At 64.5% G+C, this 23,958-nt stretch carries 24 protein-coding genes; 11 read left to right on the top strand and 13 right to left on the bottom strand.

The features are described 5' to 3' along the window. Positions 1–30: 30 nt before the first annotated feature. Positions 31–1,500 carry a hypothetical protein gene (locus tag HGK27_RS13165; protein WP_206241132.1) on the bottom strand — a complete coding sequence of 490 codons (1,470 nt, stop codon included), beginning with the start codon at positions 1,498–1,500 and terminating at the stop codon, positions 31–33. Continuing rightward, the gene (locus HGK27_RS13160; RefSeq protein ID WP_206241130.1) at positions 1,493–2,026 is read right to left on the bottom strand and encodes a protein-disulfide reductase DsbD domain-containing protein; all 534 of its coding nucleotides are present in this window, start codon (positions 2,024–2,026) and stop codon (positions 1,493–1,495) included. Before HGK27_RS13160 ends, HGK27_RS13165 begins: the two co-directional genes overlap by 8 nt. Before the next feature lie 524 nt (positions 2,027–2,550). Here HGK27_RS13160 and HGK27_RS13155 point away from each other — a divergent pair. Both HGK27_RS13155 and HGK27_RS13150 read left to right on the top strand, forming a co-directional pair. Next, positions 2,551–2,703, top strand: a complete 153-nt coding sequence (locus HGK27_RS13155) for a hypothetical protein (RefSeq protein ID WP_206241128.1) — start codon at positions 2,551–2,553, stop codon at positions 2,701–2,703. A 132-nt stretch (positions 2,704–2,835) separates the two neighbouring features. Beyond that, a complete protein-coding gene (locus HGK27_RS13150; RefSeq protein WP_206241126.1) occupies positions 2,836–3,276 on the top strand; it encodes a hypothetical protein in 441 nt (146 codons plus the stop codon). Between the two features lie 107 nt (positions 3,277–3,383). Here the strand turns inward: HGK27_RS13150 and HGK27_RS13145 are convergent, their stop codons facing one another. From HGK27_RS13145 to HGK27_RS13135, 3 genes are all read right to left on the bottom strand, one after another. Further along, positions 3,384–4,154 carry an ABC transporter permease gene (locus tag HGK27_RS13145; RefSeq protein WP_206241124.1) on the bottom strand — a complete coding sequence of 257 codons (771 nt, stop codon included), beginning with the start codon at positions 4,152–4,154 and terminating at the stop codon, positions 3,384–3,386. Then, positions 4,151–5,089 carry an ABC transporter ATP-binding protein gene (locus HGK27_RS13140; protein WP_206241122.1) on the bottom strand — a complete coding sequence of 313 codons (939 nt, stop codon included), beginning with the start codon at positions 5,087–5,089 and terminating at the stop codon, positions 4,151–4,153. Before HGK27_RS13140 ends, HGK27_RS13145 begins: the two co-directional genes overlap by 4 nt. 138 nt (positions 5,090–5,227) lie before the next feature. After that, entirely contained in the window at positions 5,228–7,429 is a 2,202-nt protein-coding gene (locus HGK27_RS13135; protein ID WP_206241121.1) for a penicillin acylase family protein, read from the bottom strand. 422 nt (positions 7,430–7,851) lie between these two features. Between HGK27_RS13135 and HGK27_RS13130 the strand changes: the two genes are divergently transcribed. Genes HGK27_RS13130 through HGK27_RS13105 form a run of 6 tightly spaced genes read left to right on the top strand, consistent with a single transcriptional unit; the run spans position 7,852 to position 12,000 of the window. Beyond that, positions 7,852–8,115: a hypothetical protein gene (locus HGK27_RS13130; RefSeq protein WP_206241119.1), complete on the top strand. Its 264-nt coding sequence runs from the start codon at positions 7,852–7,854 to the stop codon at positions 8,113–8,115. 5 nt (positions 8,116–8,120) lie between these two features. Next, positions 8,121–8,543, top strand: coding sequence for a periplasmic heavy metal sensor (locus HGK27_RS13125; protein ID WP_206243157.1), 423 nt, complete (start codon positions 8,121–8,123; stop codon positions 8,541–8,543). Then, entirely contained in the window at positions 8,540–9,103 is a 564-nt protein-coding gene (locus tag HGK27_RS13120; RefSeq protein ID WP_206241117.1) for an RNA polymerase sigma factor, read from the top strand. Before HGK27_RS13125 ends, HGK27_RS13120 begins: the two co-directional genes overlap by 4 nt. A gap of 25 nt (positions 9,104–9,128) precedes the next feature. Then, the gene (locus HGK27_RS13115; protein WP_206241116.1) at positions 9,129–10,808 is read left to right on the top strand and encodes a multicopper oxidase domain-containing protein; all 1,680 of its coding nucleotides are present in this window, start codon (positions 9,129–9,131) and stop codon (positions 10,806–10,808) included. Beyond that, complete coding sequence (locus tag HGK27_RS13110; protein ID WP_206241114.1) at positions 10,805–11,662, top strand: copper resistance protein B; 858 nt, start codon at positions 10,805–10,807, stop codon at positions 11,660–11,662. The genes HGK27_RS13115 and HGK27_RS13110 overlap by 4 nt, the downstream gene beginning before the upstream one ends. Positions 11,663–11,718: 56 nt before the next feature. Then, entirely contained in the window at positions 11,719–12,000 is a 282-nt protein-coding gene (locus tag HGK27_RS13105) for a hypothetical protein (protein WP_206241112.1), read from the top strand. 106 nt (positions 12,001–12,106) lie between these two features. Here the strand turns inward: HGK27_RS13105 and HGK27_RS13100 are convergent, their stop codons facing one another. Beyond that, entirely contained in the window at positions 12,107–14,476 is a 2,370-nt protein-coding gene (locus HGK27_RS13100) for an FdhF/YdeP family oxidoreductase (protein ID WP_206241110.1), read from the bottom strand. 102 nt (positions 14,477–14,578) lie between these two features. On the opposite strand from HGK27_RS13100, the gene fdhD reads away from it, so the two are divergent. Further along, positions 14,579–15,415: a formate dehydrogenase accessory sulfurtransferase FdhD gene (gene fdhD / locus HGK27_RS13095; protein ID WP_206241108.1), complete on the top strand. Its 837-nt coding sequence runs from the start codon at positions 14,579–14,581 to the stop codon at positions 15,413–15,415. Positions 15,416–15,672: 257 nt separating this feature from the next. Here the strand turns inward: fdhD and HGK27_RS13090 are convergent, their stop codons facing one another. Next, positions 15,673–16,155, bottom strand: coding sequence for an EF-hand domain-containing protein (locus tag HGK27_RS13090; protein WP_206243155.1), 483 nt, complete (start codon positions 16,153–16,155; stop codon positions 15,673–15,675). A 149-nt stretch (positions 16,156–16,304) separates the two neighbouring features. Then, positions 16,305–17,447, bottom strand: coding sequence for an aminotransferase (locus tag HGK27_RS13085; RefSeq protein WP_206241106.1), 1,143 nt, complete (start codon positions 17,445–17,447; stop codon positions 16,305–16,307). Between the two features lie 265 nt (positions 17,448–17,712). On the opposite strand from HGK27_RS13085, the gene HGK27_RS13080 reads away from it, so the two are divergent. Continuing rightward, positions 17,713–19,281, top strand: a complete 1,569-nt coding sequence (locus HGK27_RS13080; RefSeq protein WP_206241103.1) for an aldehyde dehydrogenase (NADP(+)) — start codon at positions 17,713–17,715, stop codon at positions 19,279–19,281. 116 nt (positions 19,282–19,397) lie between these two features. On the opposite strand, the gene HGK27_RS13075 is transcribed toward HGK27_RS13080, so the two are convergent. Further along, positions 19,398–20,318, bottom strand: coding sequence for a hypothetical protein (locus HGK27_RS13075; protein ID WP_206241102.1), 921 nt, complete (start codon positions 20,316–20,318; stop codon positions 19,398–19,400). A gap of 301 nt (positions 20,319–20,619) precedes the next feature. Here HGK27_RS13075 and trxB point away from each other — a divergent pair, with 301 nt between their 5' ends. Then, positions 20,620–21,585 (top strand): thioredoxin-disulfide reductase, encoded by a 966-nt coding sequence (trxB, locus tag HGK27_RS13070; RefSeq protein WP_206241101.1) that lies wholly within the window; start codon positions 20,620–20,622, stop codon positions 21,583–21,585. Between the two features lie 124 nt (positions 21,586–21,709). Here the strand turns inward: trxB and HGK27_RS13065 are convergent, their stop codons facing one another. The 4 genes from HGK27_RS13065 to HGK27_RS13050 all read right to left on the bottom strand — a co-directional run bounded on the left by HGK27_RS13065 (position 21,710) and on the right by HGK27_RS13050 (position 23,873). After that, positions 21,710–21,892, bottom strand: coding sequence for a Flp family type IVb pilin (locus HGK27_RS13065; RefSeq protein WP_407674616.1), 183 nt, complete (start codon positions 21,890–21,892; stop codon positions 21,710–21,712). Between the two features lie 90 nt (positions 21,893–21,982). Then, positions 21,983–22,792, bottom strand: a complete 810-nt coding sequence (locus tag HGK27_RS13060; RefSeq protein WP_206241099.1) for a hydrolase 1, exosortase A system-associated — start codon at positions 22,790–22,792, stop codon at positions 21,983–21,985. Then, positions 22,789–23,475, bottom strand: coding sequence for an alpha/beta hydrolase family protein (locus HGK27_RS13055; protein WP_206241098.1), 687 nt, complete (start codon positions 23,473–23,475; stop codon positions 22,789–22,791). The genes HGK27_RS13060 and HGK27_RS13055 overlap by 4 nt, the downstream gene beginning before the upstream one ends. A 137-nt stretch (positions 23,476–23,612) precedes the next feature. Then, a complete protein-coding gene (locus tag HGK27_RS13050; RefSeq protein WP_206241097.1) occupies positions 23,613–23,873 on the bottom strand; it encodes an acyl carrier protein in 261 nt (86 codons plus the stop codon). Positions 23,874–23,958: the final 85 nt, after the last annotated feature.

The raw sequence follows: 23,958 nt of genomic DNA, 5'->3' as shown, positions 1-23,958 counted from the left end.
TTCACTCCGGTCAGGCTGGCGGTTTATGGGTCAGGATGCGGTGGTCCGCTGCCTGGGGAAGGTTGCGCTGCGCAGGTGATGCGCGGCGGCATAGGCGTGCCATTCGGCGGGCAGGCCCGGTTTGGTTTCCAGCAGGATCTGCAGGATCGCCTGCCGCGTCCCGGGCGAGAGATGCGCGAAATCGGCGGACTGGTCCTGCCCGCTCAGCACCTCCAGCAGGCGATGGTAGACGTAACCCTTGGCCGGTTCCGGGATGGCATCGAAAGCGCCGGAATAGATCAGATAGCTGCAGGGATAGCGGAAGGTGCGGGTGGAGAGATCGAAGTCCCGCAGCGAACGCTTTTGGGAATCGCGCAAGCCCTGCGCCGCAAAGCTGCGCGCGAAGGGCGAAGCGGCGATCACCTTGCGCGCATCGCCTCCACCCAATGGGGCCTCTCCGGAAAAGAGCAGATAGCGCAACAGTTGCTCGGCGGGCTTGGTGATCTTGTCGCGCGCCTCCTCGGGCAGGCTGGCCAGCGTGGCCTGCGCGTAGGCCGGGGTGCCTTCATCCTTGCCCAGCGCATGCAGGGCGAGGCGCGTCTGGTAATTGGTCAGCGTGATAAGGTTATGCGCCTGCGTCTGATGCGCCAGCACCAGCAGCGCGACGGCATCGCTGCCCGGGGCGACATAGGCGGCCGGATCGAAGGGCTTGGCGATCGCGCCCAACATAGGCAGAATCTTCCCCCCTGCGGTGGTTTCAGGCTGGACGCCTGCTGCTGCCGGAACCGCCGCCGCATTGGCCATGGTGGCCCCCGCCAGCGGCCCGTTGACATACCAGCCGCCCCAGCGGTCCTTCAGCGGGCTTTTCTGATCGGTGATGTATTGCGGGCTGCGCGGGGTGAGCGCGCCGCTCTGTGCGGGATAGACGGAGCGCAGCAGCACCCCCGGCACGCCGCGTGTGCCCGCCGCGATATGGCATTGGGTGCAATCCAGTTCGGCGCGCTGGAAGGTGGGTTTCTCCGCCTTCTGGTCGTCGAGCAGATAGAAGATCGCGCCCTGCATCGGATCGAAGGAGACGATCTCCACCGTCTTGCCGTCATGCACAGAGCCGACATAGACGTCGTCATTGTAGTAAAGCGCACGGGGGTGATCGGGCGAGATTTTGGTGAACTGGAAGCTGGTCTTGGAGAAGACCAGCGTTTGCGAATCCGCCGGAACATCCAGCAGCTTGAGCACCGAGGTCAGATAGCCGCGCTTGTCATCCCATGTCAGATGCGCTTGCCCCGCATCCAGCCGCTTTTGCAGCAAGGCAACAGGGTCGGTGAGCGGGCGCGTGCGATAGTTGATCGGCGCATCGCTGAAAGGCACATAGCCCTGATTCTGCACCGCGATCTGGGCTTTTGCCGGATCGCCCGCGTCGCGCAGCGCCACAGCGCCCACCACCGCCAGACCGGCCAGCAGCGGCAGGCGTTTGGCGAGGCTGGCCAGATGGGGGTGGATCGGGGCGCGCCGCTCAGCCACGGGGCGCCACATCCACCGCTGCCGTCAGATGCAGCGTCTTGGGCGGTTCGCAGGTGGCGCCATTGCAGGTCTGGAAGCGCACGGAGACGGGCAGTTGCTGGCGGCCCGCCGCAGCATGGGGTTTGAGCCGCACGGGTACCGAGATGGCGAAAGTGCGGGTGTAATAGGGCGTGTCGAGATTGAAGGCCGGATCATGCGCCAGGATCGGCGCGCTGCCCGAAGGGGCGCCATCGGCCAGCGCCACATCGCCCGCCTCCAGCGAGACCTTCAGCGGGGTGGGGCCGTTCTCCTTCTGCTTGAAGGCGTAGACGTGCCAGCCCTCACGCACCGTGCCCTGCAGCACCAGCCTGACCCTGTCGCCGGGGTGGAGTGGCGCCCTGGTGGCTGGAGCCAGAGTCCAGGACACGGTCGGATTGGCGCCGGGCTGGGCCGAGGCGGGGCCGGGCAGCAGCAGGGCCGCAAGCGCTGCGAGGGGCAGGGAGGGCAGAACAGTCCTGGCGGAGAAGGAGGCGGGTGGGGCAGTCATGGGTGAGGCAGCGCTTTCAACAGGAAGGTGCCGCGCTTTTAAATCCCATTAAAGCTATGGGAAATGAAATTTTCCTATAAGGGCTGGAAGCTGGAGGCACAGCTTCTTGCCGGGACACCGTGATCCGGCCCCGGCGGTCCTTCGATGTGAGTGGCAGGGGGAGGGGGATGGTGCTGCGAATCGGGGTGGAACGCGATGTTCAAAGATTGCGTGGAAATTTCAGGTTGGAGAAATATTCTTGCAAAATGGCCCTGCGAAGCGGACGTCAGCCCGCTCCAACCCTGTGATTTCAAATTTTTTCAGAAAAAATTTCAGCACCCGGGAACGATTTTTGCCGTTCTGCGTTTAAGGGTGTTTTGCAATACCATCTGCTTTGGCCAACCTTGCGGGCAAATCATCTCTTGGCTTGACGGATCATCGGTCAAACCTTGGGTGGATGCAAAGGGTTTTATCGATCTAACCATCAAGAAAGCGCTGCTGGCGATTGAGTGCAGGTTTCACCGATTTCTGATATGGAGAAAAAAGTGGTCGCCAAAATCATTCAGCAGCTGCAAGATATTCTCGATTTACTTGATAAAAGAAAAATCGATATTCCTGCTCTTCATATTGCGACGGCAATAGAATTACTCCAAAATGATTTTAATAATTCCCGAGAAGGCGGCAAGGGCGCCGAGTAATACAAGTTCCAACTATTCTTATCCCCGGCGTGATGTTAAACAGGGCTTGCGATTCGGGATGGGGGTCTCGGATCGCAAAAGAGGCGATGCTTAGGCACTGCTTCCCGTGTTAGCGATGCGAAGGGGATTGCGTTGAGCTATCATCAGGCCAGTCTGGCTGCGGAGGACAATCGTTTCCAAAACGATCGTTTTCCTGAAGCGAAGTCGCAAGACCTGCTGGAGGAAGAGAATTTCTTTGCCGGTGCTGCTGCCCGGTCGGAACTGACGATGGCGGCCTATCGGGCCTGTATCGCAGGCTCTTCTTTCGGTCGGCACTGGTCGTGGGAAATTCTGCTGACGGTTTTCGCGGCCGGTTGCGCCGGCGAAAACATGTCGCTGGCAGGGGCCATCGGGCGTTTGGGGGCGCCTTATGAGTTCGCGCGGCGGCTGGTGGGTGTGATGGTCAGTGAGGGTTCGATCCGCATGAGCGGCGAACAGCTGGAAGACAGCACTTCGCTGAGCGTGACGGAGCATGTGTTCGGTGCGTTGCGCTCCTATCTGCGCGATCCGGCGCGTCAGGCTTTCGCGGCCTGACAGGGGCGTTTTGAGTTACTCTGAGGGCTGAGCCACTGCTCGCCCGAAGACAGGGCCGTTCATCGTCGGGGGGCGATGAACGGCCCGCATTTTTTAAGGCCTGCCTCTTATGGCTTCAGGCGCCAGCCGGTCTTGAAGATCCACCACAGCACGGCCAGGCACAGCGCCATAAAGCCCGCCGTGAAACCAAGGCTGGCCGCCACGCCCACATCGCCCAGGCCATAGAAGCTCCAGCGGAAGCCGCTCACCAGATAGACCACCGGGTTGAACAGGCTGACCGTGCGCCAGGGCTGGGGCAGCATGTCGATCGAGTAGAAGGCGCCGCCCAGGAAGGTCAGCGGGGTGACGATCAGCGAGGGGATGATCGCCAGCTGCTCGAAGCTTTTCGCCCAGATGCCGATGATGAAGCCGAACAGCGAAAAGGCGATCGAGGTCATCAGCAGAAAGCCCACCATCCACACCGGATGCAGGATGCGCACATCGGTGAAGAAGGTGGAGGTGGCCAGAATGATCAGGCCGATCACCACCGATTTGGTGGCCGCCGCGCCGACATAGGCGATCACCGCCTCGATGGCGTTCAAGGGCGCCGAGAGGATCTCGAACATCGTCCCGGTGAATTTGGGGAAATAGATGCCGACCGAGGCATTCGAAATGCTCTGAGTCAGCAGCGAGAGCATGATCAGCCCGGGCACGATGAAGGCGCCGTAACCTACGCCCCCCACATGCTGCATGCGCGACCCGATCGCCCCGCCGAACACGATGAAATAGAGCGCCGTGGTGATCACCGGCGTGGCGATGCTCTGCCACACGGTGCGCACGGTACGCGCCATTTCGCTGCGATAGATGGCCCAGATGCCGTGGATGTTGATGCCGCTCATGCCGGTTTCTCCACCAGCTCGACAAAGATGTCTTCAAGCGAGGAGCGGCTGGTGTCCAGATCCTTGAAGGCGATATGCAATTCATCGAGACGGCGCAGCAGGGCGGGCATGCCGGTATCGTCCTCCTCGGCATCGAAGCTGTAGACCAGCTTTTGGCCATCCTCTTCGAGGCTGAGCGACCAGTCGGACAGCGCTGCGGGCACCTGCGCCATGGCTTCGGCCAGAGTCAGGGTCAGGCGGCGCTTGCCCAGCTTGCGCATCAGCGCGGCTTTTTCTTCCACCAGCAGCACCTTGCCGCCGTCGATCACGCCCACACGGTCGGCCATTTCCTCGGCCTCCTCGATGTAATGGGTGGTCAGGATGATGGTGACACCCTTTTCGCGCAGTTTGCGCACCAGCGCCCACATGTCGCGGCGCAAGTTCACATCGACGCCCGCCGTGGGCTCATCGAGGAACAGTAGATCGGGCTCATGGCTCAGCGCCTTGGCGATCATCACGCGGCGCTTCATGCCGCCTGACAGCTCGATCATCTTGGCATCGCGCTTTTCCCACAGCGAGAGGTCGCGCAGCAGCTGTTCGATATAGGCCGGGTCTGCCGGCTTGCCGAACAGGCCCCGGCTGAAGGACACGGTGTTCCACACGGTGGTGAAAATATCGACCGCGATCTCCTGAGGCACCAGCCCGATGCGCTGGCGCGCGAGGCGGAAGTTCTCGGCGATGTCGACGCCATCCATGGCGATGGTGCCGCCGGTCTTGTTGACGGTGCCGCAGACGATGGAGATCAGCGTGGTCTTGCCCGCGCCATTGGGGCCGAGCAGGGCGAAGATTTCCCCGCGCTCGATCTCCAGATCGACGCCGCCAAGCGCCGTATGGCCGGATTTATATTGTTTGCTTAAGCCCGAAATGGACAGAATGGGGGATGAGACGGGGGGCATGCAGGCTCCTCAGGACCGGAAGCGCGACGGGAAAATGGCGTGGAAACGCCTTCGCGGCCCCCCACCGGACCGGAAGATAGGATTGTCTGCGCAGGGTTACCAGAGGGGCTGGTCTCTTTTTGTACTCTCCGGTTAATCCTATAGATCACCCGGATGATAGGGTTTTTCTGCGTGGCCCTGCAACTCGTCGGGGTAGAAATAGACCTTGCGCAGATCGCCATCAGCATAGCGCTGGATCTGGTCGGCGAAATGGGGGGAGGCCGGATCGCCGCTCTGCCCGCCGGCCATCACCGCCTTGGCCGAGACGCGCGGGCCAAACTCCACCACGGCGACGAAGCTGTTGCCGCTGGTGCCGTAATAGCGCTTCGTCCCCGGCCATGGCTTGGCGCCGAAGGAGGCCAGACTGCCCCATTGCGCCGAGGTGAAGGGCACGGGCGCCGAGGGCTGCGCATCATCGAAATGCGGCTTGATGGCATCGTCCAGCCGCTGGAAACGGTTGATCTGCTGCCATGGCACCTGCCACCCGCCGAAATCCTGTGTCAGGCGATCGACGGCGGCGCTGAGCGCCTTCAGCTTCTCCTCCGGGCTGACCTTGGAGGCGATATAGTCGGGCACATTCATCCGCTCGGCTTGAGCGAAGCTGCCCACCTCATGCCACAGCTGATCGCCCCAGAAGACGGCGAGGCTGGTTGCGGTGGAGTTGGCATGCCAGCGGCAGTCCCAACCTTTCAGCAGGGCGATGGGCGCGGCCAACCCGGCGCGGCGCGGATCGCTGTCGGGCAGAGCCTCCCATGCTTTCACCAGACCGGGAAGCAAATCCCCGAAAGCGGGCAGATAGGAATCGAAAGCGGCATCGCGCAGTCTGTCAGCCGTCCAGCCGGTCTTGCCCGTCAGCACCAGATCGGCATGGGCGCCGCGTGGATTGTGCCCTACCTGATCCATATAGCGCGGGTAGTCGGCGGCCTTGGGGCTGTCCGGACCGGCGGCGTCCCATGGCCAGTCATTGGTGTTGTGAGTCCAGCCAACCTTCGGATTGATCACATTGGGCAGGCTGGCGATGCTGTGCAGCCCGTGCCAGTCGGTGGCCGGGTCGCTGCCATCCACCGGCTTGCGGTAATCGAAGCGATTGTCACGCAGGGGCATGAATTGCGGCATCAGGAAGGCGGTCTCGCCCTTGCTGTCGGCGAAAAGCGTATCGTTGGAGGAATTGGCCTTCAATTCGGCCACTTTCATAAAGCTCGCCAGATCGCTGGTCTTGGTGCGCAAATAGGATTGCTCCAGCGCGGGGACGGGTTTCCACATCAGCGCGGTGGCGATCCACTTGCCATCCTTGATCGCCACGATCGGGCCGTGATGCGTGCGCCATGTGGTAAAGCTGCGCTCCCCCAGCGCGCCATCCGGCTTGCGGAAGCGCAGGGTGACCACTGTGCTGGCAACGGGTTTCAGCGCCGCGCCGTAACGATAGGCGTAACCCTTGCCCTGAGGGACGATCCTTTCGGCAAACTCATCGATGTTGTCGACGGTGGAGGAGGTATGCATCCATCCCGCCTTCGCGTTAAAGCCCTGATAGATAAAGAACTGACCCCAGGTGCTGGCACCATAGGCGTTGAGCCCCTCATCGCTGCTCATCTGCGCTTCGGAGCGGAAGTAGAAGCTGGTATGCGGATTGATCAGCAGCAGCGCATGGCCATTGGCGCTGATCTGCGGCGCAATGGTGATGCCGTTCGACCCCGAAGGTTCACGCGGCACCTTGCCCAGTTCCTCGGGCGTTGGTGGGGTGGGCTGGTTGTAGAAGGTCTTGAGCTGGCTGATCGAGATACGCTCCACATCGCCGCCGATGCTGCCCTCGGTGAAGCTCAGCGCCATCCATGGCTCGAAGTGATGCAACACTTTGGGATGCACCTGAGGATGGGTGGCAAGGTAATAGTTCAGCCCATCGGCCCAACTGTCCATCAGCCTGCGCAGCCATAGCGGGCTGGCGGCATATTGTGCCTTGAGTTCTGTGGGGTCGACGAAAAGCCTCTCCCGCAGATCGCCCCAGATCGCATCCTCACCCTCGGCTTCGGCGGTGCGGCCCAGTGCTGTGAGGTAATTGGCCTCGACGCGCGAGAAATCATCCTCGGCCTGCGCATAGATCATGCCGAAGACGGCATCGGCATCACTTCTCCCATGCACATGGGGGATGCCCCAATCATCGCGGGTGATGGTGACGCGGGCGGCCTGCGCTTTCTGCCGGGCCAGATCGGCAGGCGCCGCCGAGGCGCCAGTCGATGCCAATGCCGATGTCAGCAGGGCCAGAAGAAACAGCGAGGGGCGTGCGCGGCGAGAAAACGTATCCATGGCAGCCAGCCTAGAGGCTTAAGTCGCGCAGGCCTATGCGTCGGCTGGCTTATGGGACAATTTCATCGATTGCCTCACTTCACCTCGACATGCATCACGCCCTGTGCCTTTTGCCATCGGGCGAAACCGTCGCGTGCACGCCATTCATGGTCATGGGCTGATGGTCGGCCATGCCGGGTATGGCGGTCATCACCAGCACCAGCCCCGGAGGTCGTGGCACTGAACGGCGTGTCGCATTGCAGCGCGCTTCTTTTCGGATGCGCGGCCATGGCGCCTTCGGCAGGCTCGGGCTGAACCCGTTGCGGCACCCCATCGAAGGGCGCAAATGATGGTGTTACGCGCCCCGCTGCCCTATCCCTCGCCGCGATGAGGGATAAGGCCGCGCCCTGCGTATTCCGCATCGAACCACAAGGAGCTTCGCCATGCGCGACATCGATGATCTGCTGGCCCGTCTGGGCGACCTCCCGCCCGATCCGCGCGTGGAGAGCATCGATGCCGATCGGCTGAGCAGCATGGCCCGCGCCGCGCCGGTCTGGGGCGGGGCGGGACTGGGCGTGGTAGCGGGGCTGGCGCTGCTGCTGGGCGTGGCCTCTTCGCTGCCCGGTCATGCGAAAGCCGCAAGTCCCACCATGCTGGGCCTGAGCCCCGATCTTATCCCCTCCGCTTTGCTGGAGGATCGTCCGTGAACCGCATGCTGCTGGGGGCTGCGCTGGCCTTTGTCGCGGCATTGGGGGGCGTGCTGGCGGGGCATCACCTGCTGGCGCCCGCCCCGCCGCCCGAATCCGCGCTGCACAGCCTGCTTCATGAGCAGCTTGATCTCGATACCGGGCAAAAGGCGCGACTCTCCGCCATCGAGCAGGATTTTGCCCTGCGCAAACAGGCGCTTGAGAGCCGGTTGCGCGCCGCCAACACCGATCTGGCCGCCGCGATCCAGGCCGAGCATGGCTATGGCCCGCGCGTTGCTGCCGCCGTCGATGCCACGCATCATGCGATGGGCGATCTGCAGAAGGCCACGCTGGAGCATGTCTTCGCTATGCGCGGTGTGCTGCGCCCCGACCAGACCGCGCGCTATGACGCCGCCGTGGTCAAGGCCCTGACTGACGGCAAAAAATGACCCGCGCTCTGGCGGATCTGGCGGATGGCGATCTGGCCGCTCTGGCTTTGGCCGGGCGGCAGGAGGCCTATCGCCTACTGCTGGAGCGCCACCGCGCGCAGGTCTTCCGCATCGCCCGCCACCAATGCGGCGATGAGGATGCCGCGCTGGAGGTGACCCAGCAGGCCTTTGTCGCCGCGTTTGCCGCTCTGGCGCGCTATGACCGGGCACGGCCCTTCGCCCATTGGCTGGCCCGCATCGCGATCAACAAGAGCCATGACTGGAGCCGCCGCCGCAAGGTCAGGCAATGGCTGGGCCTGCCTCTGCCTGCCCATGCCGCGGATCACTGGGCCGATGATGCGCCGCTGGCCGATGATGATCTGGCGGATAAGCAGGAACTGTCCCGCGCGATGGCCGCCATCGCCGACCTGCCCGAGCGGTTGAAGGATGTGCTGGTGCTGCGCGCCATCGAGGGCCTGTCTCAGGCCGAGGTGGCCGCTTTGCTGGGCATCAGCGCCAAGGCGGTGGAGACGCGCCTTTACCGCGCCCGCGAAAAACTGCGCGAGGCTTTGAGGGATTGACCGCGCCAACGCGTATCACGCTGGTATGACACTCTCCGATCTCGATCGCCGCACTCTGCTTCGCGCCACAGGTGCCGCCATGCTGCTGGGCGCTGGCTGGCCTGCCGGGGCCAGCCAGCCCCTGTTCGCGCAGGGCGGTGCGGCGCTGTCAGGCGAAGAGATCACCCTGACCCTCAGCAAGGGCCATCTGCCCATCGACGGCAAGCCCGCCGCCGCCATCGCCATCAATGGCAGCGTGCCCGGCCCCACCTTGCGCCTGAAGCAAGGCCAGCAGCTGCGCCTGACGGTCATCAATGAACTGGATGAGGATGCCTCGCTGCATTGGCACGGGCTGTTGCTGCCGTTCCAGATGGATGGCGTGCCGGGCGTGTCTTTCCCCGGTATCCCGCCGCGCGGGCGTTTCACCTATGAGTTCCCGGTCACCCAGAGCGGCACCTATTGGTATCACTCTCACTCCGGCTTTCAGGAGCTGATGGGGGCCTATGGCGCCATCGTGATCGAGCCTGCCGAAGGGATGCCCGCTGCCGAACAGGTGCTGGTGCTTTCCGACCACGCCTTCGTCCATCCGGCGCATATATTGCACAATCTCAAGCAGGATTCCGACTATTACAACCGCCAGCCCTCGACATTGCAAGGGCTGCTGCAGGGGCAGGGCAAGCCTCTGGCCGAAAGGCTGGGCTGGGCGAAGATGCGCATGGACCCGGGCGATATTTCGGACGTCAGCGGGGCGGTGCTGCGCTATCTGGTCAACGGCCATGGCCCGCAGGAGGGCTGGAACGCGCTGTTCACCCCGGGCCAGCCCCTGCGCCTGCGGGTGATCAACGCGGCGGGGATGAGCTTCTTCAACCTGCGCATCCCCGGTCTGCCGCTGGAGGTGATCGCCGCCGATGGGCAGGATGTCCGCCCGGTCAGCGTGGATGAGTTGCAGATCGGTCCCGGTGAAACCTATGATCTGCGCGTTACGCCTCCTGACAGTCGCGCCTATGCCTTTGTGGCGGAGTCGGCGGATCGCTCCGGCATGGCGCGCGCCACTCTGGCCCCGGCAGCGGGCATGAAGGCCGAGTTTCCGCCCCTGCGTCCACGCCCGCTGCTGACGATGAAGGATATGGGCATGGATATGCCCAAGGGCTCATCGATGAAGATGACCATGCGCGATGGTTCTCTGGCGCCTCAGGTGGCGATGGGGCCGGGGGTGGATATGATCTCGGCCATGCCGATGGACCGCACTGGTGACCCGGGCGTGGGGCTGGATGGGTTGGGTCACCGCGTGCTGACCTATCATGATCTGCTTGCCCTCAACCCCATGCCCGACACGCGCGCTCCGGAGCGCGAGGTGGAGGTGCATCTCACCGGATCGATGGAGCGCTATATGTGGTCGATGGACGGCAAGACGATGCGCAGCGCCCATGATCCGCTGCCTTTCCGCACCGGGGAGCGGGTGCGCGTCACGCTGGTGAACGATACGATGATGGCCCATCCGATCCATCTGCATGGCCATCTCTTCGATCTGGTGACGGGACAGGGGCTGCATGCGCCGCGCAAGCATACGGTGACGGTGCAGCCGGGCGGCAAGGCCAGTTTCGATGTGACGCCGGAGCCCGGGGACTGGGCGTTCCACTGCCATCTCTTCCTGCATATGGCGATGGGGATGATGCGCGTGGCGCAGGTGCGCCCGGCCAAGGACATGCAGGTGCACCCGGCATGAGGCGGCTTGCATTCATAGCGCTGACACTGGCCTGCGCCTCGCCCGCTTTCGCGCAGGATCATGCCCATGATGCGCCTCCCGCTGCGGATGCTGCCGATCCTGTCGGCACCGACCAGCCTGCGGGAAGCGCTTCAGCGCCATCGATGGCGCATAACCGCGCGGCGGATCGCTATTACGACCCTGTCGCCATGGCCCGGGCCGAGGCGGCGATGATGCGTGAAGGCGGCGGGCCTTACGGCGCGGCGGTGCTCGATCTGGCGGAATATCGCCTCAACCGGGGGCGGGACAGCTATGAATGGGAAGGCGAGGGCTGGGTGGGCGATCTCAACCGCTTCGTGCTGCGCAGCCGGGGCGAGGGAGAGGTCGGCCAGAAGCTCGACCATGGCGAGGTGGAGGCGGCCTATTCGCGCGCGCTGACGCCATGGTGGAATGTGCAGGCCGGGGTGCGTCAGGACTTCGGTCAGGGCCCGGCGCGCACGCATGCGATGGTCGCGCTGGAGGGGCTGGCGCCCTATCGTTTCGATGTGCTGGCGCAGGCCTATCTGTCGGACCGGGGCGAGGTCAGCGCAAGGCTGGAGGTCAGCGCGGATCAGCGCATCACCCGCAAGCTGGTGCTGCAACCACGCGGCGAAGTGCTGCTGGCGGCGCAGGATCTGCCGGGGCAGCGGCTGGGCGCGGGGCTATCGAGCGCCGAGGCTGGGCTACGTCTGCGCTATGAGTTCACGCGCAAATTCGCGCCTTATGTCGGCGTGAACTGGGAATGGCTGCCGGGGCGGAGCGGCGATCTGGCCCGCTTGCGCGGTGACAGTGCGAACAGCCGGGGTTTGGTGCTGGGGCTGCATGGGTGGTTCTGAGCGGGTGAGTATGGGCGACATGGCGGCCCTTGCCTGATCGCGCTATGATGGCCCGCATGAATGACATGTCGCGCGCTTTGCAGCTCTATCTTGGGCGGGGCAGGTCCTCGTTTCCATGCGCCAGGGCGGATCGGGTGCGGGAGGTCTTCGATGATGCTATGGTCGAAGAGATCTCTCGGCTTGTGAAGGAGATGGACGGGTTGCCTGTCGATTGGCAAACTCACTCGCTGATTTCAGCCACGACATGGGCTGAGGCGGAAATACGCCGGCGCCACCCCGAGCTTGACGATGAAGCCATTGCCGATCTGGGATGGGCCTTCAGCTACTGGCACAAATAACGGGATACAGACATGAAAGGGATTGCAAAGGGCGCCCTAGCTTGTCGCGCGTGACAAGCACACGCTTGGGACCCTTTGCCCGCCGGAGGCCTACTTCCCCTAACCCTTAAACGATCCCCGCCACCCCATCACGCCGCACGACCAGCTCATCGGCCTCACTGGGCACCTTGGGCTCGGCCAAAGTGATCTTCACCGGGATCGACTTGTAGGCCGGCGTCATGCTCTGCGGATCGTGATGCTCCAGAGCGATCAGCGGCTGAGTCTCGGGGTAATAGGCGCCGCAGCAGCCATCGGGCAGCGATTGCGCCACCAGGGTCAGCCCGCGCACCACGCGCCCCGGCGCGGCATGCGCCAGAGCGGTGGCAACATCGACCACATCGCCCTCATGGAAGCCCAGACGCGCCAGCTCCTTCGGGCTGACAAACAGAATATCGCGCCGCCCGAACACACCGCGATAGCGGTCGTCCAGCCCATAGACCGTGGTGTTGTACTGGTCATGCGAGCGCAGGGTGGTCAGCTTGAGGACGGTGTCATCATCGGTGACCTCATCCTCGTCGAGGCTGGCATGCGTCAGGAACTGCGCCTTGCCGTCGGGCGTGTTCCACTGGCGCAGCGAGGCCGAGTTGGTGAGGTGGAAGCCACCCGGCTTGCGAATGCCCTGATTGTAATTGGCAAAGGCGGGGAACACCTGCTCGATCAGATCGCGGATCAGATCGTAATCGCCGACCAGCCCCTCCCAGTCGACGCCGCCCGCATCGGGCTTGCCCATGGCTTCCAGCGTGGCCTTGGCCATATGCGCGACAATCCACGGCTCGGAGCGTACCATATCGCTGGGCGGCTTCAAAAACCCGCGCGAGGCGTGGACCATCGACATGGAATCCTCCACCGTCACCGCCTGCGATCCCGTTGCCTGCACATCCAGATCGGTGCGGCCAAGGCAGGGCAGGATGAAGCTGTCCTTCGCCATCAACAGGTGCGTGCGGTTGAGCTTGGTGGTGATATGCACCGCCAGATCCTGCTTGCGAAAACCCTCGGCGCAGGCGACGGGATCGGAGCAGGCGATGGCCAGATTGCCGCCCAGACAGATCACGGCCTTGGCAAAACCCTCGCGCATGGCGGCGATGCTTTCCACCACCGAATTGCCATGCTTGCGCGGCGGATCGAAGTTGAAGACCTCCTGCATCTTGTCGAGGAAGGCCTCGGTCGGGCGCTCCCAGATGCCCACGGTGCGGTCGCCTTGCACGTTGGAGTGGCCGCGCAGGGGGCAGATGCCCGCACCCTTGCGGCCGATGTTGCCCTTCATCAGCAGCAGATTGGCCAGCTGCTGCACATTCTGCGTGCCGGTGCGATGCTGGGTGATGCCCATGCCATAGCACAGGATCGTCGCCTTGGCCTTGGCATAGACCGCCGCCACGCCTTCCAGATCGGCGCGGGCAAGGCCGCTGTCCCGCACGATCACATCCCAGTCGGTGGCCTCGATATCGGCCACGAAGGCGTCGAAGCCATTGGTGTGTTCGGCAATAAAGGCCCGGTCCAGCACGCTGGGCTTGCCCGCCGCCAGAGCCTGCGTATCCAGCGCCAGCAGCCCCTTGGCGATGCCCTTGAGCGCCGCCATATCGCCGCCCACCTTCACCTGCAGATAGGTGTCGGCAATCGGCGTGGCCGAGAAGGTGGCCATCTCCACCGGCGATTGCGGCGAGGCGAAACGTTCCAGCGCGCGCTCGCGTAGCGGGTTGAACACGATGATCCGCGCCCCGCGCCGGGCGGCGCTGCGCAGATTGGCCATCATGCGCGGATGGTTGGTGCCCGGATTGTGCCCGAAGGACAGGATCAGATCGGCATGGTCGAAATCATCGAGGCTGACCGTGCCCTTGCCGATGCCGATGGATTTGGGCAGCCCCACCGAGGTCGCCTCATGGCACATGTTCGAGCAGTCTGGGAAATTGTTGGTGCCATACAGCCGCACGAACAGCTGATACAGAAACGCCGCCTCATTCGAACAGCGGCCAGAGGTGTAGAACTCGGCCCGATCGGGATTGTCCAGCGCGGCCAGCCCCTTGCCGATGGCCGCCATGGCCTCGCCCCAGCTGACCGGCTCGTAATGATCGGTGGCGGGGTTGTAGCGCATGGGCTCGGTGATGCGGCCCTGATCCTCCAGCCAGTGATCTGACTGCTGCCACAGATCGGCGACGCTGTGCTGGGCGAAAAACTCGGCCCCCACTCGGCGCGAGGTCGATTCCCACGCCACCGCCTTGGCGCCATTCTCGCAGAATTCGAAAGCGGAGCTGTGATCGGGATCGGGCCAGGCGCAGCTGGGGCAATCAAAACCCTCAGGCTTGTTCTGCTTCCACAGGGCCTGCGTGCCGCGCTCCACCGCCTGCTGCTGCTTGAGCGCGCTGGCCACCGCGCGCAAAGCGCCCCAGCCGCCAGCGGGATCGTCATAGCGTTCAATGCCTTCGGGCCGTTGTTCATCCATGACTGCCGCTCCGTTCCAATGGCCAAGCATTATGAAGCACATGCGCGAGTCATGACAGCCCCAAATTTTGCGCATCGCGGCGGCTGGGCCTATGGAGAGACCATGCAAAGCCCCCCTGACCCCCGTTCCATCACGCTGCCGGTCCACCGCCTGGGTCTGGCCGAAGCGGGCGACGCCGACCTGCCGCGCACCGTCCCCATCGAGGCGCCCATCGCCATCGAAGTCGGCGGCTTCGGCTATGCCGTGATGATGGCCACCCCCGCCGACCTTGAGGATTACGCGCTGGGTTTCGCGCTGGCGGAAGGCCTGATCGAACGGGCCGACCAGATGGAAGCCGTCGATGCCGTCCCGCTGGAATTTCCCGATCGGGCGGGGGAAGGCCGGGTGCTGCGCCTCTGGCTCAGCCCGGACCGCGCCGGGCTGGCGCTGGACCGCGCCCGCACCCGCCTTGGCGAGAGCAGCTGCGGCCTCTGCGGCATGGACTCCATCGAGGCCGTGCTGGCGCCTTTGCCGCGTCTGAAAGCCGATCTTGCCGTCACCCGCGAGGCCATCGCCGGGGCTCTGAATGCTCTCTCGGAGCACCAGCCGCTGGGTCGTGCGACAGGCGCGGTTCATGCAGCGGCCTTTTGCGCCCCGGATGGGACCATCGTGCTGGCCCGAGAGGATGTCGGGCGCCACAATGCCTTGGACAAGCTGATCGGCGCCTTATTGCGCGAGGGCCTGGACCCGGCGGGCGGCTTTATCCTGCTCTCCGCGCGCTGCAGCTATGAGCTGGTGGAAAAGACCGTCCGCGCGGGCTGCCCGCTGCTGGTGACGATCTCCGCGCCGACAAGTCTGGCCGCTCAGCGTGCCGAGGTGGCGGGACTGGCGCTGGTGTCTCTGGCCCGGCGGGATAGCGCCCTGGTGATCTGCGATCCGCAGGATGTGATTAAGAAGTAAAAGGAAAAAGCGAGGGGGTTACCCCCTCGCGCTCCCATAACGTCTCCCGACGATAGGGAGGTGGCTCCGATATAAAGGGCTTCACCGCTCCACCCGCGCAACGAAAAGGCGCCGCAGGCAGAAAGCCCCGGCGCCCTTCGATCATGAAAGCCCGCGGCGCAGCGACATTGCTCCAGGCCGAACCCGAAGCGCCAAGGCTGACAAAACCCGGGAGCGCGAGGGTGTAACACCCTCGCATGTCCCCTTTCTGAAAACCCTTACTGCCCCTGAGCCTGCCGCATCTGGGCAACCGCAGCCTCGGCTTCCTCACGCGTGATGGCGCCGTCATGGTTGGTGTCGAAACGGTCGAACATGCGGCTGGCATTGGCGGCCAGCTCTTCCTTGGTCACCTTGCCATCGCCATTGGCGTCGGCGCGCATGACGCGTTCCTTCTGGCGGTCGGCCATTTCGGCGGGGAGGTCGGCGAAGTCCTTGGCGTCGATCACGCCATCCTGGTTGCGGTCCATGCGCTTGAACTGCGCGTCGACGAACTCTTCCTTGGTGACCTTGCCGTCACCGTTGGCGTCGGCATGCATGATCATCTCGACAGGGTTGCCGCGACCACCGGGGCCTCCGGGACCGCCACCGGGGCCACCTTCGGGCGGCTGGGCCAGCGCGGCAACGCCGGTGGCGGCAGCGGCGGCGGCCAGCGTCAGCAGGCCGAGGCGGGCGGGGTTGAGGGCGGCGAGCAGTGGGCGCATGGGATCTCTCCATTGGCCGCCGTGTCGGCGGCGGGCCTTGACCGCCTCATGTGGCGGATGGGCGCTGTATAGCGTCTGAATAACGCGCCATCTGTCACATCGTGTCGTCAATTGTCACGGCGGTGGCCGCGTGGGGGGACCGGTTCGCCTTATCCGCTCTGCTGAACGCGGAAGCGGGCGAGGCGTTCGACCGCTTCGGTCAGCGTTTCGGCGGTCTTGCAGAAGCAGAGGCGCAGGTAGCTCGTCTGGGGGTTTTGCGCATAGAAGGCCGAGACCGGGATGGAGCCCACGCCGCCCTCGCTCACCAGCCTTTCGGCCACCACCGCATCCTCTTGCGTGAAGCCGGAGGCGGCCAGATCCACGGTGACGAACCATGTGGCCGAGGCGGGCAGCAGGCTGTAACCGGCCTCGGTCAACCCCTTGATCAGCGCGCGGCGGCCAAGGAAATAGCGGGCGGCATGGGCGGCAAGCCAGTCGCGGCCCAGCGAGAGGCCATCGGCCACGGCCCATTGCAGCGGTGTGGGGGTGGTGAAGGTGAGGAACTGGTGGCGCGCGGCGATGCGTTCGGCCAGTTCGGGGGCGGCGACGGCCCAGCCGATTTTCCACCCGGTGAGCGAAAAGATCTTGCCTGCCGAACTCACCTTCACCGAGCGCTGCCGCAGCGAGGGGATCGCCAGCGGCGAGATATGCGGCGTGCCGTCAAAGACCATGCCTTCCCAGACCTCGTCGCACAGCACGATCAGGTCATAGGCTTCGGCGAGCTGGCCGATGGCCTCCAGCGTGGCGCGGGGCAGCATGGTGCCGGTGGGGTTGTTGGGCGTGTTGAGCAGGATCATCGCCGTGCGCGGCGTGATCGCCTCGGCCAGAGCGCCGATGTCCAGATCCCATGCCGGGGGTTTGAGGTCCACGAAGACGGGGATGCCGCCGGCGCGCTCGATCAGCGGCACATAGGCATCGTAGAGCGGCTGGACGCAGATCACCTCATCACCCGGCTCGACCAGCGCGAGGATGCTGGCGGCCAGCGCCTCGGTGGCGCCTGATGTGACGATCACCTCTGAAGGATCGAGCGCAAGGCCTTGAGTCTGGCCGTAATAGGTGCAGACCGCCGCGCGCAGTTCAGCAAGGCCGCGCATCGGGGGATATTGGTTGGATCGGTCGACCAGCGCGCGGCGCGCGGCCTCGATCAGTTCGGGCGGATCGGGCAGATCGGGGAAGCCCTGACCCAGATTGACGGCGTCGCTGTTGCGGCAAAGCGCTGACATTCGTTCGAAAATCGTGGTGCCCTGGGTCATGGCGGCCAATCTAGAACATGGTTCGGGAAAGTGGGAACCGGTTTTTCGCAAAAATGATCAGCCTGCCAACAGGGCTTGTGTCAGGCGCGAAGCCGGGGCAGGGAGGGGGCGTAATGATTGCGCTACCATTGATCCACTGCCGCAGGCGATTGATTCACATTCCGCGCATGGATTGATGGCAAGGACGCATTGGTAATCGCCCGGTTTAACCCCCATATCGCCTTCAAACAGCACCTCTTTCGCAGCATCCTTCAAGGAACATCACATGATCGACGGCAGCATTCTGATCGGCGCCACGGCGCGCAAGCATGAGGGCGGGTTCCAGTCCGTCAATCCGGCGACCGGCGAGAACTTTGGCCCGCAGGTTTCCGAAGCCACCACCGCTGATGTGGCAGAGGCCGCCGCTCTGGCCGCCGCCGCCTATCCGGTCTTCGCCAATCTGGCCCCCAACACCCGCGCCGACTTCCTCGACGCCGTGGCTGAGGAAATCCTCGCCATCGGCGACGTGCTGATCGAGACCGCCATGGCCGAATCGGGCCTGCCTCGCCCCCGCCTCGAAGGCGAACGTGGCCGCACCGTGGGCCAGCTCAAGCTGTTTGCCGCCGAACTGCGCAAGGGTGAGTTCCTCGATGTCACCATCGATCCCGCCATGCCTGATCGTGCGCCCCTGCCGCGCCCCGATCTGCGCCGCATGAATGTCGCGCTGGGCCCGGTGGTGGTGTTCGGTGCCTCGAACTTCCCGCTGGCCTTCTCGGTCGCCGGTGGCGACACTGCCTCGGCTTTCGCCGCCGGTTGCCCGGTGCTGGTCAAGGGCCATCCCGCGCACCCCGGCACCGGTGAGCTGGTGGCGCGCGCCATCGCCGCCGCCGTCGCCAAGGCCGGTCTGCCCGAGGGCACCTTCAGCTACCTGCCGGGCCGCTCGAACGAGCTGGGCGGCGCGCTGGTCACCGATCCCCGCGTCAAGGCTGTGGGCTTCACCGGTTCGCGCTTCGGCGGTCTGGCGCTGGTCAAGCTGGCGCAGGCCCGCAAGGAACCGATCCCCGTGTACGCCGAGCTGTCGGCCATCAACCCGGTCGTGCTGCTGCCGGGCGCTCTGGCTGAAAAGGCCGAGGCGCTGGGCAAGGCTTTTGCCGGTTCGCTGACGATGGGCGCGGGCCAGTTCTGCACCAACCCGGGCCTGATTCTGGCGTTGGAAAGCGAGCATCTGGATACGTTCATCGATGCCGCCTCGGCCACGCTGGCGGGCGTTGACCCCGCCGTCATGCTGACGCCGGGCATTGCGGGTGCCTATGCCAAGGGTGTGGCCGCTCTGGACGCCAACAGCCATGCCGAGCGTGTCGCCACCGGCAAGGAAGCGGGCCTCAACCGCTGCAGCCCGGCGCTGTTCAAGGCCAAGGCCGCTGACTTCATCGCCGATGAATCGCTGGGCCATGAGGTCTTCGGGTCCTCCTCGGTGGTGGTTGTCGCCAAGGATGTGGCCGAGCTGAACGCCGTGATCGCCGCGCTGGAAGGTCAGCTGACCGCCACGATCCACGCTGTGGACAGCGACAATGCGGTCGCCGCGCAGATCCTGCCCGGTCTGGTCGACCGCGTGGGCCGCGTGCTGGCCAATGGCTGGCCCACGGGCGTGGAAGTGTGCCACGCCATGGTTCATGGCGGGCCTTTCCCCGCCACCAGCGACGCGCGCACCACCTCGGTCGGCACGCTGGCGCTGACGCGTTTCCAGCGCCCGGTCTGCTATCAGGATATCGCCGATGCCCTGCTGCCTGCCGCGCTTCAGGATGCCAACCCCTGGGGTCTGCCGCGCAAGGTCAATGGCGTGTGGGAGCGCTGATCGAGCTTCCAAAACACGCATGAAGGAAGCGGCGGTTCCGGAAGGAGCCGCCGCTTTTTCGTGAGGCTGTTTGAAAATCCGGGGAAGCGGGCTGGTGCCGCGCTTTCAAACCGCTTTTACAGCTTCACGTTCAAATTCAGATTGGCGTGAAAGCGGTTGAGCCCGGGATCGCTTTCCTGCCGCATACGGAAGGAATAGCCCGTCTCCGCCGAGACCGAGGTGCCATTGCCGAACAGCTTGAAACGCGCCACCGGCCCGGCCACCTGATCCTGCGCCGGGGTCAGCGCGCCCAGCGTGCCCAGACTGCCGCTGGCGGTCATGCCTACCTTCACATTCTTGTTCAGATCGACCAGCGCGATGCTGTTGTAGCTCAGACTCATCGCCTGAGCCATGCTCAGCCCCTGCCAGCCCGAAACCTTCACCTCCACATCCACCGGCCCGGTGGTGTGCTGCAGCTGGACATTGGTGGCCATGCTGGAAAAGCCGTTGAACTTGTTCGTCACGGCCACGGCCAGATAACGCGCCGAGCCGAAATTATGGTTGTTCAGCCGGTCCCACGTCATATCCGGATCGTCGCCGGGCAGGGCGCGCGGGGCCTTGGCATGGAAGGGGTCGCTGTCCCCGTTCACCTTATGGGTGAGCAGCGCCATCCGGCCCCGATAGACGCGGCCAATGCTGGCCAGCAGCTCATCGGCCATGCCCGCGTCCATCTGCCGCCCGGCCTCGGCCAGCAGCGCATCGGCGAACTCGGGAAAGCCCGCGTCCAGCGCGGTGACGCCCACCATGGGCGGCAGCAGATCGGGCGGGGCCAGACCCGTGGCGGCGGCATCGGCAATGCCGGCCCCGGCACTGTCCGGCGTGCCTTCTTCAGGCGCCGGATTGTCGCTCATCACCACCGGGCCGCGGTTGGTCAGCACGCGGTGGTCGGGCGTCAGAATGCGTTGGGCCATGATCTGGGCCGTTTCATGCGGCGTATGCGCCTGCACCGGCAGAGACCAGGCACAGCCGATCGCCGCCAAGGCATGGATGGCACGCACCGGCAAGAAACCCGGCGGGGGAGAAGCGGGTAACCGACAGAACACGGATTGCTCCGTAGCAAAACTCAGGTGAACCAAAGGTGTAACACACCATGCGGGGTCTGTGCAGGGGGCATCTGGGGGCTCAAACTGTGGTTTAGCGCTCCAGCATACCTTTCCATTCTTGTTGCGACTTCCTATTTCGGCCGCGAGAACGACGAATCCGATTGCTTCGAATCCATCGCTCCAGATTTTGTTTGCCGCGTTTTCCGAGCCGCCGGGTGGTTTGCCCGGTTTGAAAACGCTCAAGGAGACGTCTTTCATGACGATGCATAAGACTCGCATGCTGATTATCGGTTCCGGCCCGGCGGGGCTGACGGCGGCCATCTATGGCGCGCGCGCAGGATTGAACCCCATCGTGGTGCAGGGCCTGCAGCCCGGCGGCCAGCTGACCATCACCACCGATGTCGAGAATTACCCCGGCTTCCGCGAGGCTGTGCAGGGCCCCTGGCTGGTGCAGGAAATGCAGGCCCAGGCCGAGCATGTCGGCACGCGCATGATGTGGGACACGATCACCTCGGTCGATCTCTCGGGCCCGCCGTTCCGCGGCTATGGCGATTCGGGCGATGTCTATGAGGGCGATACGCTGGTGATCTGCACCGGCGCTCAGGCCAAGTGGCTGGGTGTGGAAGGCGAGCAGACCTTCTCGGGCAAGGGCGTTTCAGCCTGCGCCACCTGCGACGGGTTCTTCTATCGCGGCAAGAAGGTGGTGGTGATCGGCGGCGGCAACACCGCTGTCGAGGAAGCCCTCTACCTCACCAACCATTCCGATGACGTCACCCTGATCCACCGCCGCGACAGCCTGCGCGCCGAGCGCATCCTGCAGGAGCGCCTTTTCGCGCATCCCAAGATCAAGGTGCTGTGGAACAAGGCCGTCGACCGCTTCGTCGGCACCGAGGGTGGTGCTCTGACCGGCGTGGAGATGACCGACACTGTGACGGGCGAAAAGTCGGTCGAGCCCGCGCAGGGCGCTTTCGTCGCCATCGGCCATGCGCCTGCCACCGAGCTGTTCAAGGACAAGCTGGCCGTGGATGACGGCGGTTACCTGATCGTTGAGCCCGGCACGCCCAAGACGGCGATCCCCGGCGTCTTCGCTGCCGGCGACGTGATGGATCACACCTATCGTCAGGCCGTGACGGCTGCGGGTACCGGTTGCATGGCCGCGCTGGATGCCGAGCGTTTTGTCGCCGCGCTGGATTTCGCTGCGCGTGAGAAGGTGGACGGGTAAGAAAAGGGATAAGGGCGAGGGGGTTATCCCCTCGCGCTCCCATTTTGTCTGCGTCGTGCCGCAGCCTCTGCGGCGGGCGCGCGTTCAAAGCGTCGCGGGGTTGATGCCTGCGGCGCTTTTTGCGTCAGGCCGATGGGGCGGCGGCTGTCATCGCGCTGGAGGTGGTGTTGAAGGTGGCCTTCAGCTGATTGCCCAGACCGCGCATCGCCACAATCGCGGCCACCGCGATCAGGGCCGCAATCAGGCCATATTCGATCGCCGTCGCGCCCTTGCGGTCGCCCGTCAGGCTTTTCAGAAGCGATCTCAACCAGGATGTCTTGCGTCGCATAACCCATCCAAAAGATGACAAAGGTCTTTGTTCCATGCTGCGCCAGGCGAAGGCCAATAACAAGGGTTTTTACGTAGTTTCCAGTATGCGCAAAACCTGAGCGCGCCACCAGTCCCGGGCATGCGCCTCGACAAAGGAATGGCTGGCCCCGTCGCACCGCGTGATACGTTGATCCTTGCCATCCCACGCCGAGGCAAAGGCCAGTGCCGTCCGGTCCTGTCCCGCGATCAGGATCGAGACCGGCCCCGAAAAGCGCGCCAGCCCCGCCGCCATGCGTGCGGCCAGATTGTCTGGAGCGGGCGCCGCGCGTGGCTTGGCCAGAGCGACCAGACTGCCCACCAGACTGCGCAGCGAGACCTTGCCCGTCAGCAGCCGCAGCAGCGCTGCCGGATTGGCCAGCCTCGCGCGGTAATGCGCCCTCAGGCTGGACACCTTGGCATCGGCCTGCGCTTCGGCGCTGGCGCCTTCATCTTCGCCCTCGAAGGTCCATGGGTTGGAGAGGATCAGGCCGTCGGCGCCGCAGCCATCGCCCAGCATCAGTGCGCTGGCCGCATCGCAATTGCCCAGCGCCACGATCCGCGCCTGAGGTGCCTGAGCCCGCAACCAGCCCAAGGCTTCGGCAATATCCGGCCCGGCGCCGCGATAGCTGAGGTTGGCGCCTTCGCTGTCACCCACGCCGCGCCGGTCGAAGCGCAGCACCGGAAAGCCCGCAAGCGCCACCTCCGCGGCGAGCCAGGCCTGCCCCTCCCATGTGCCGCTGCGGATTTCATTGCCGCCTGAAACGATCAGCAGAGCCGCTTTGGCGCCCTCCAGCTGGCCATCCAGCGTGGCACCCATCGCGCTGCCCTCACAGGGGATGGTGAAGCGCTGGCGGCTCATGCGGGCACTCCATCACGCAGTCCGATGGCGAGAATGGCGGCCAAAGCATCGGCCTGCTGGCGGTTTTCCCCCGGCTCGGCGCGCAGCCAGAGGGGCGCGCCGGTGACCATTTCCTGATCGATCAGGGTGGTGCCTTCTGAAACTGGTTGAGCCTCTTCAAGCTGGGCAATCATGGCCGCCCCCAGCCGATATCCGGCCAGTTCGAGGCCTTGCGCTCGGCCCTGCTCCATCAGCGCGTCCTGCCGTTCTTCCACACCGGCCTCGCGTGAGGCGATGATGCGGGCGCGGATCAGTTGCCGCAGAATGCTGGCCCCTTTGATGGGCGCATAATGCCAGCTCTTCAGCCCCTCAGGCGCCGCCAGAGCCCCGCCACGCAGCGCAAACACGGCCTGCGCCCCGACCTCTTGCGCCAGTTCGCCCATCGCCTTGCGCCACAGGCGCACATCCGTCTGCCCAAGGGGAAAGACCGAATCGCCCGTGCCCGGCAGATCGGGCAGGATGCAGGTGATGCCGCTGGCCGCCAGCCGCCGCATCACTTCGACCGTCAGGCGGCGCAGGCGATGGCCTTCATCCAGCAGGGCAGGGACGATCAGCAGGCGCGGGCCGCTTTCGCCCAGCCATAGCGCGCTGTCGGCATGGTGGCTGCCATCAGGCGCCGTAAAGCTCCAGTCCGCATAACGCATGCCGGTGATCTGCCCCTTTGTTTCGTTCTAAAGTGCTTTCAAGCCGGGTGGATCACCCGGCCTTCTGAAAAACGGTGTGAAAGCGCGGTAAAACAAAAAGCTGAAGGAGTTGATACGATGCCACCAGATCGACGGACTCAGGCGGCGACCTTACCCTTCACAAAGCGCAGCAGCGCGCCGTAATCGGCCAGCAGGTCGCCATCGACCTCATCATCCTCGATCACGATGTCCAGCCGGTCCTCGATCTCGGTCAGCAGGCCGGCAACGGCCATGGAATCGAGTTCGGGCAGATGGCCGAACAGGCCGCTGTCCTCGTTCAGCGCCTCCACCTGCGCGGGCTTGAGGCCCAGAACATCGCCGAGAATCCGGCGCAATGTAAGGTCGATATCCTTGCTCATGATGTCCCTTTGGGGGTTTTGGTTCTGTTGTTCCGGTTCTGAACGTGGTTACCCGTTCAGAAGGTTTTGCGTGGCTTTAATGGAG

Source organism: Novosphingobium terrae (assembly GCF_017163935.1).
Classification (GTDB): domain Bacteria; phylum Pseudomonadota; class Alphaproteobacteria; order Sphingomonadales; family Sphingomonadaceae; genus Novosphingobium; species Novosphingobium terrae.
Note: the sequence above shows the minus strand (reverse complement) of the source record. Positions and strands in the feature narration are given on the sequence as shown.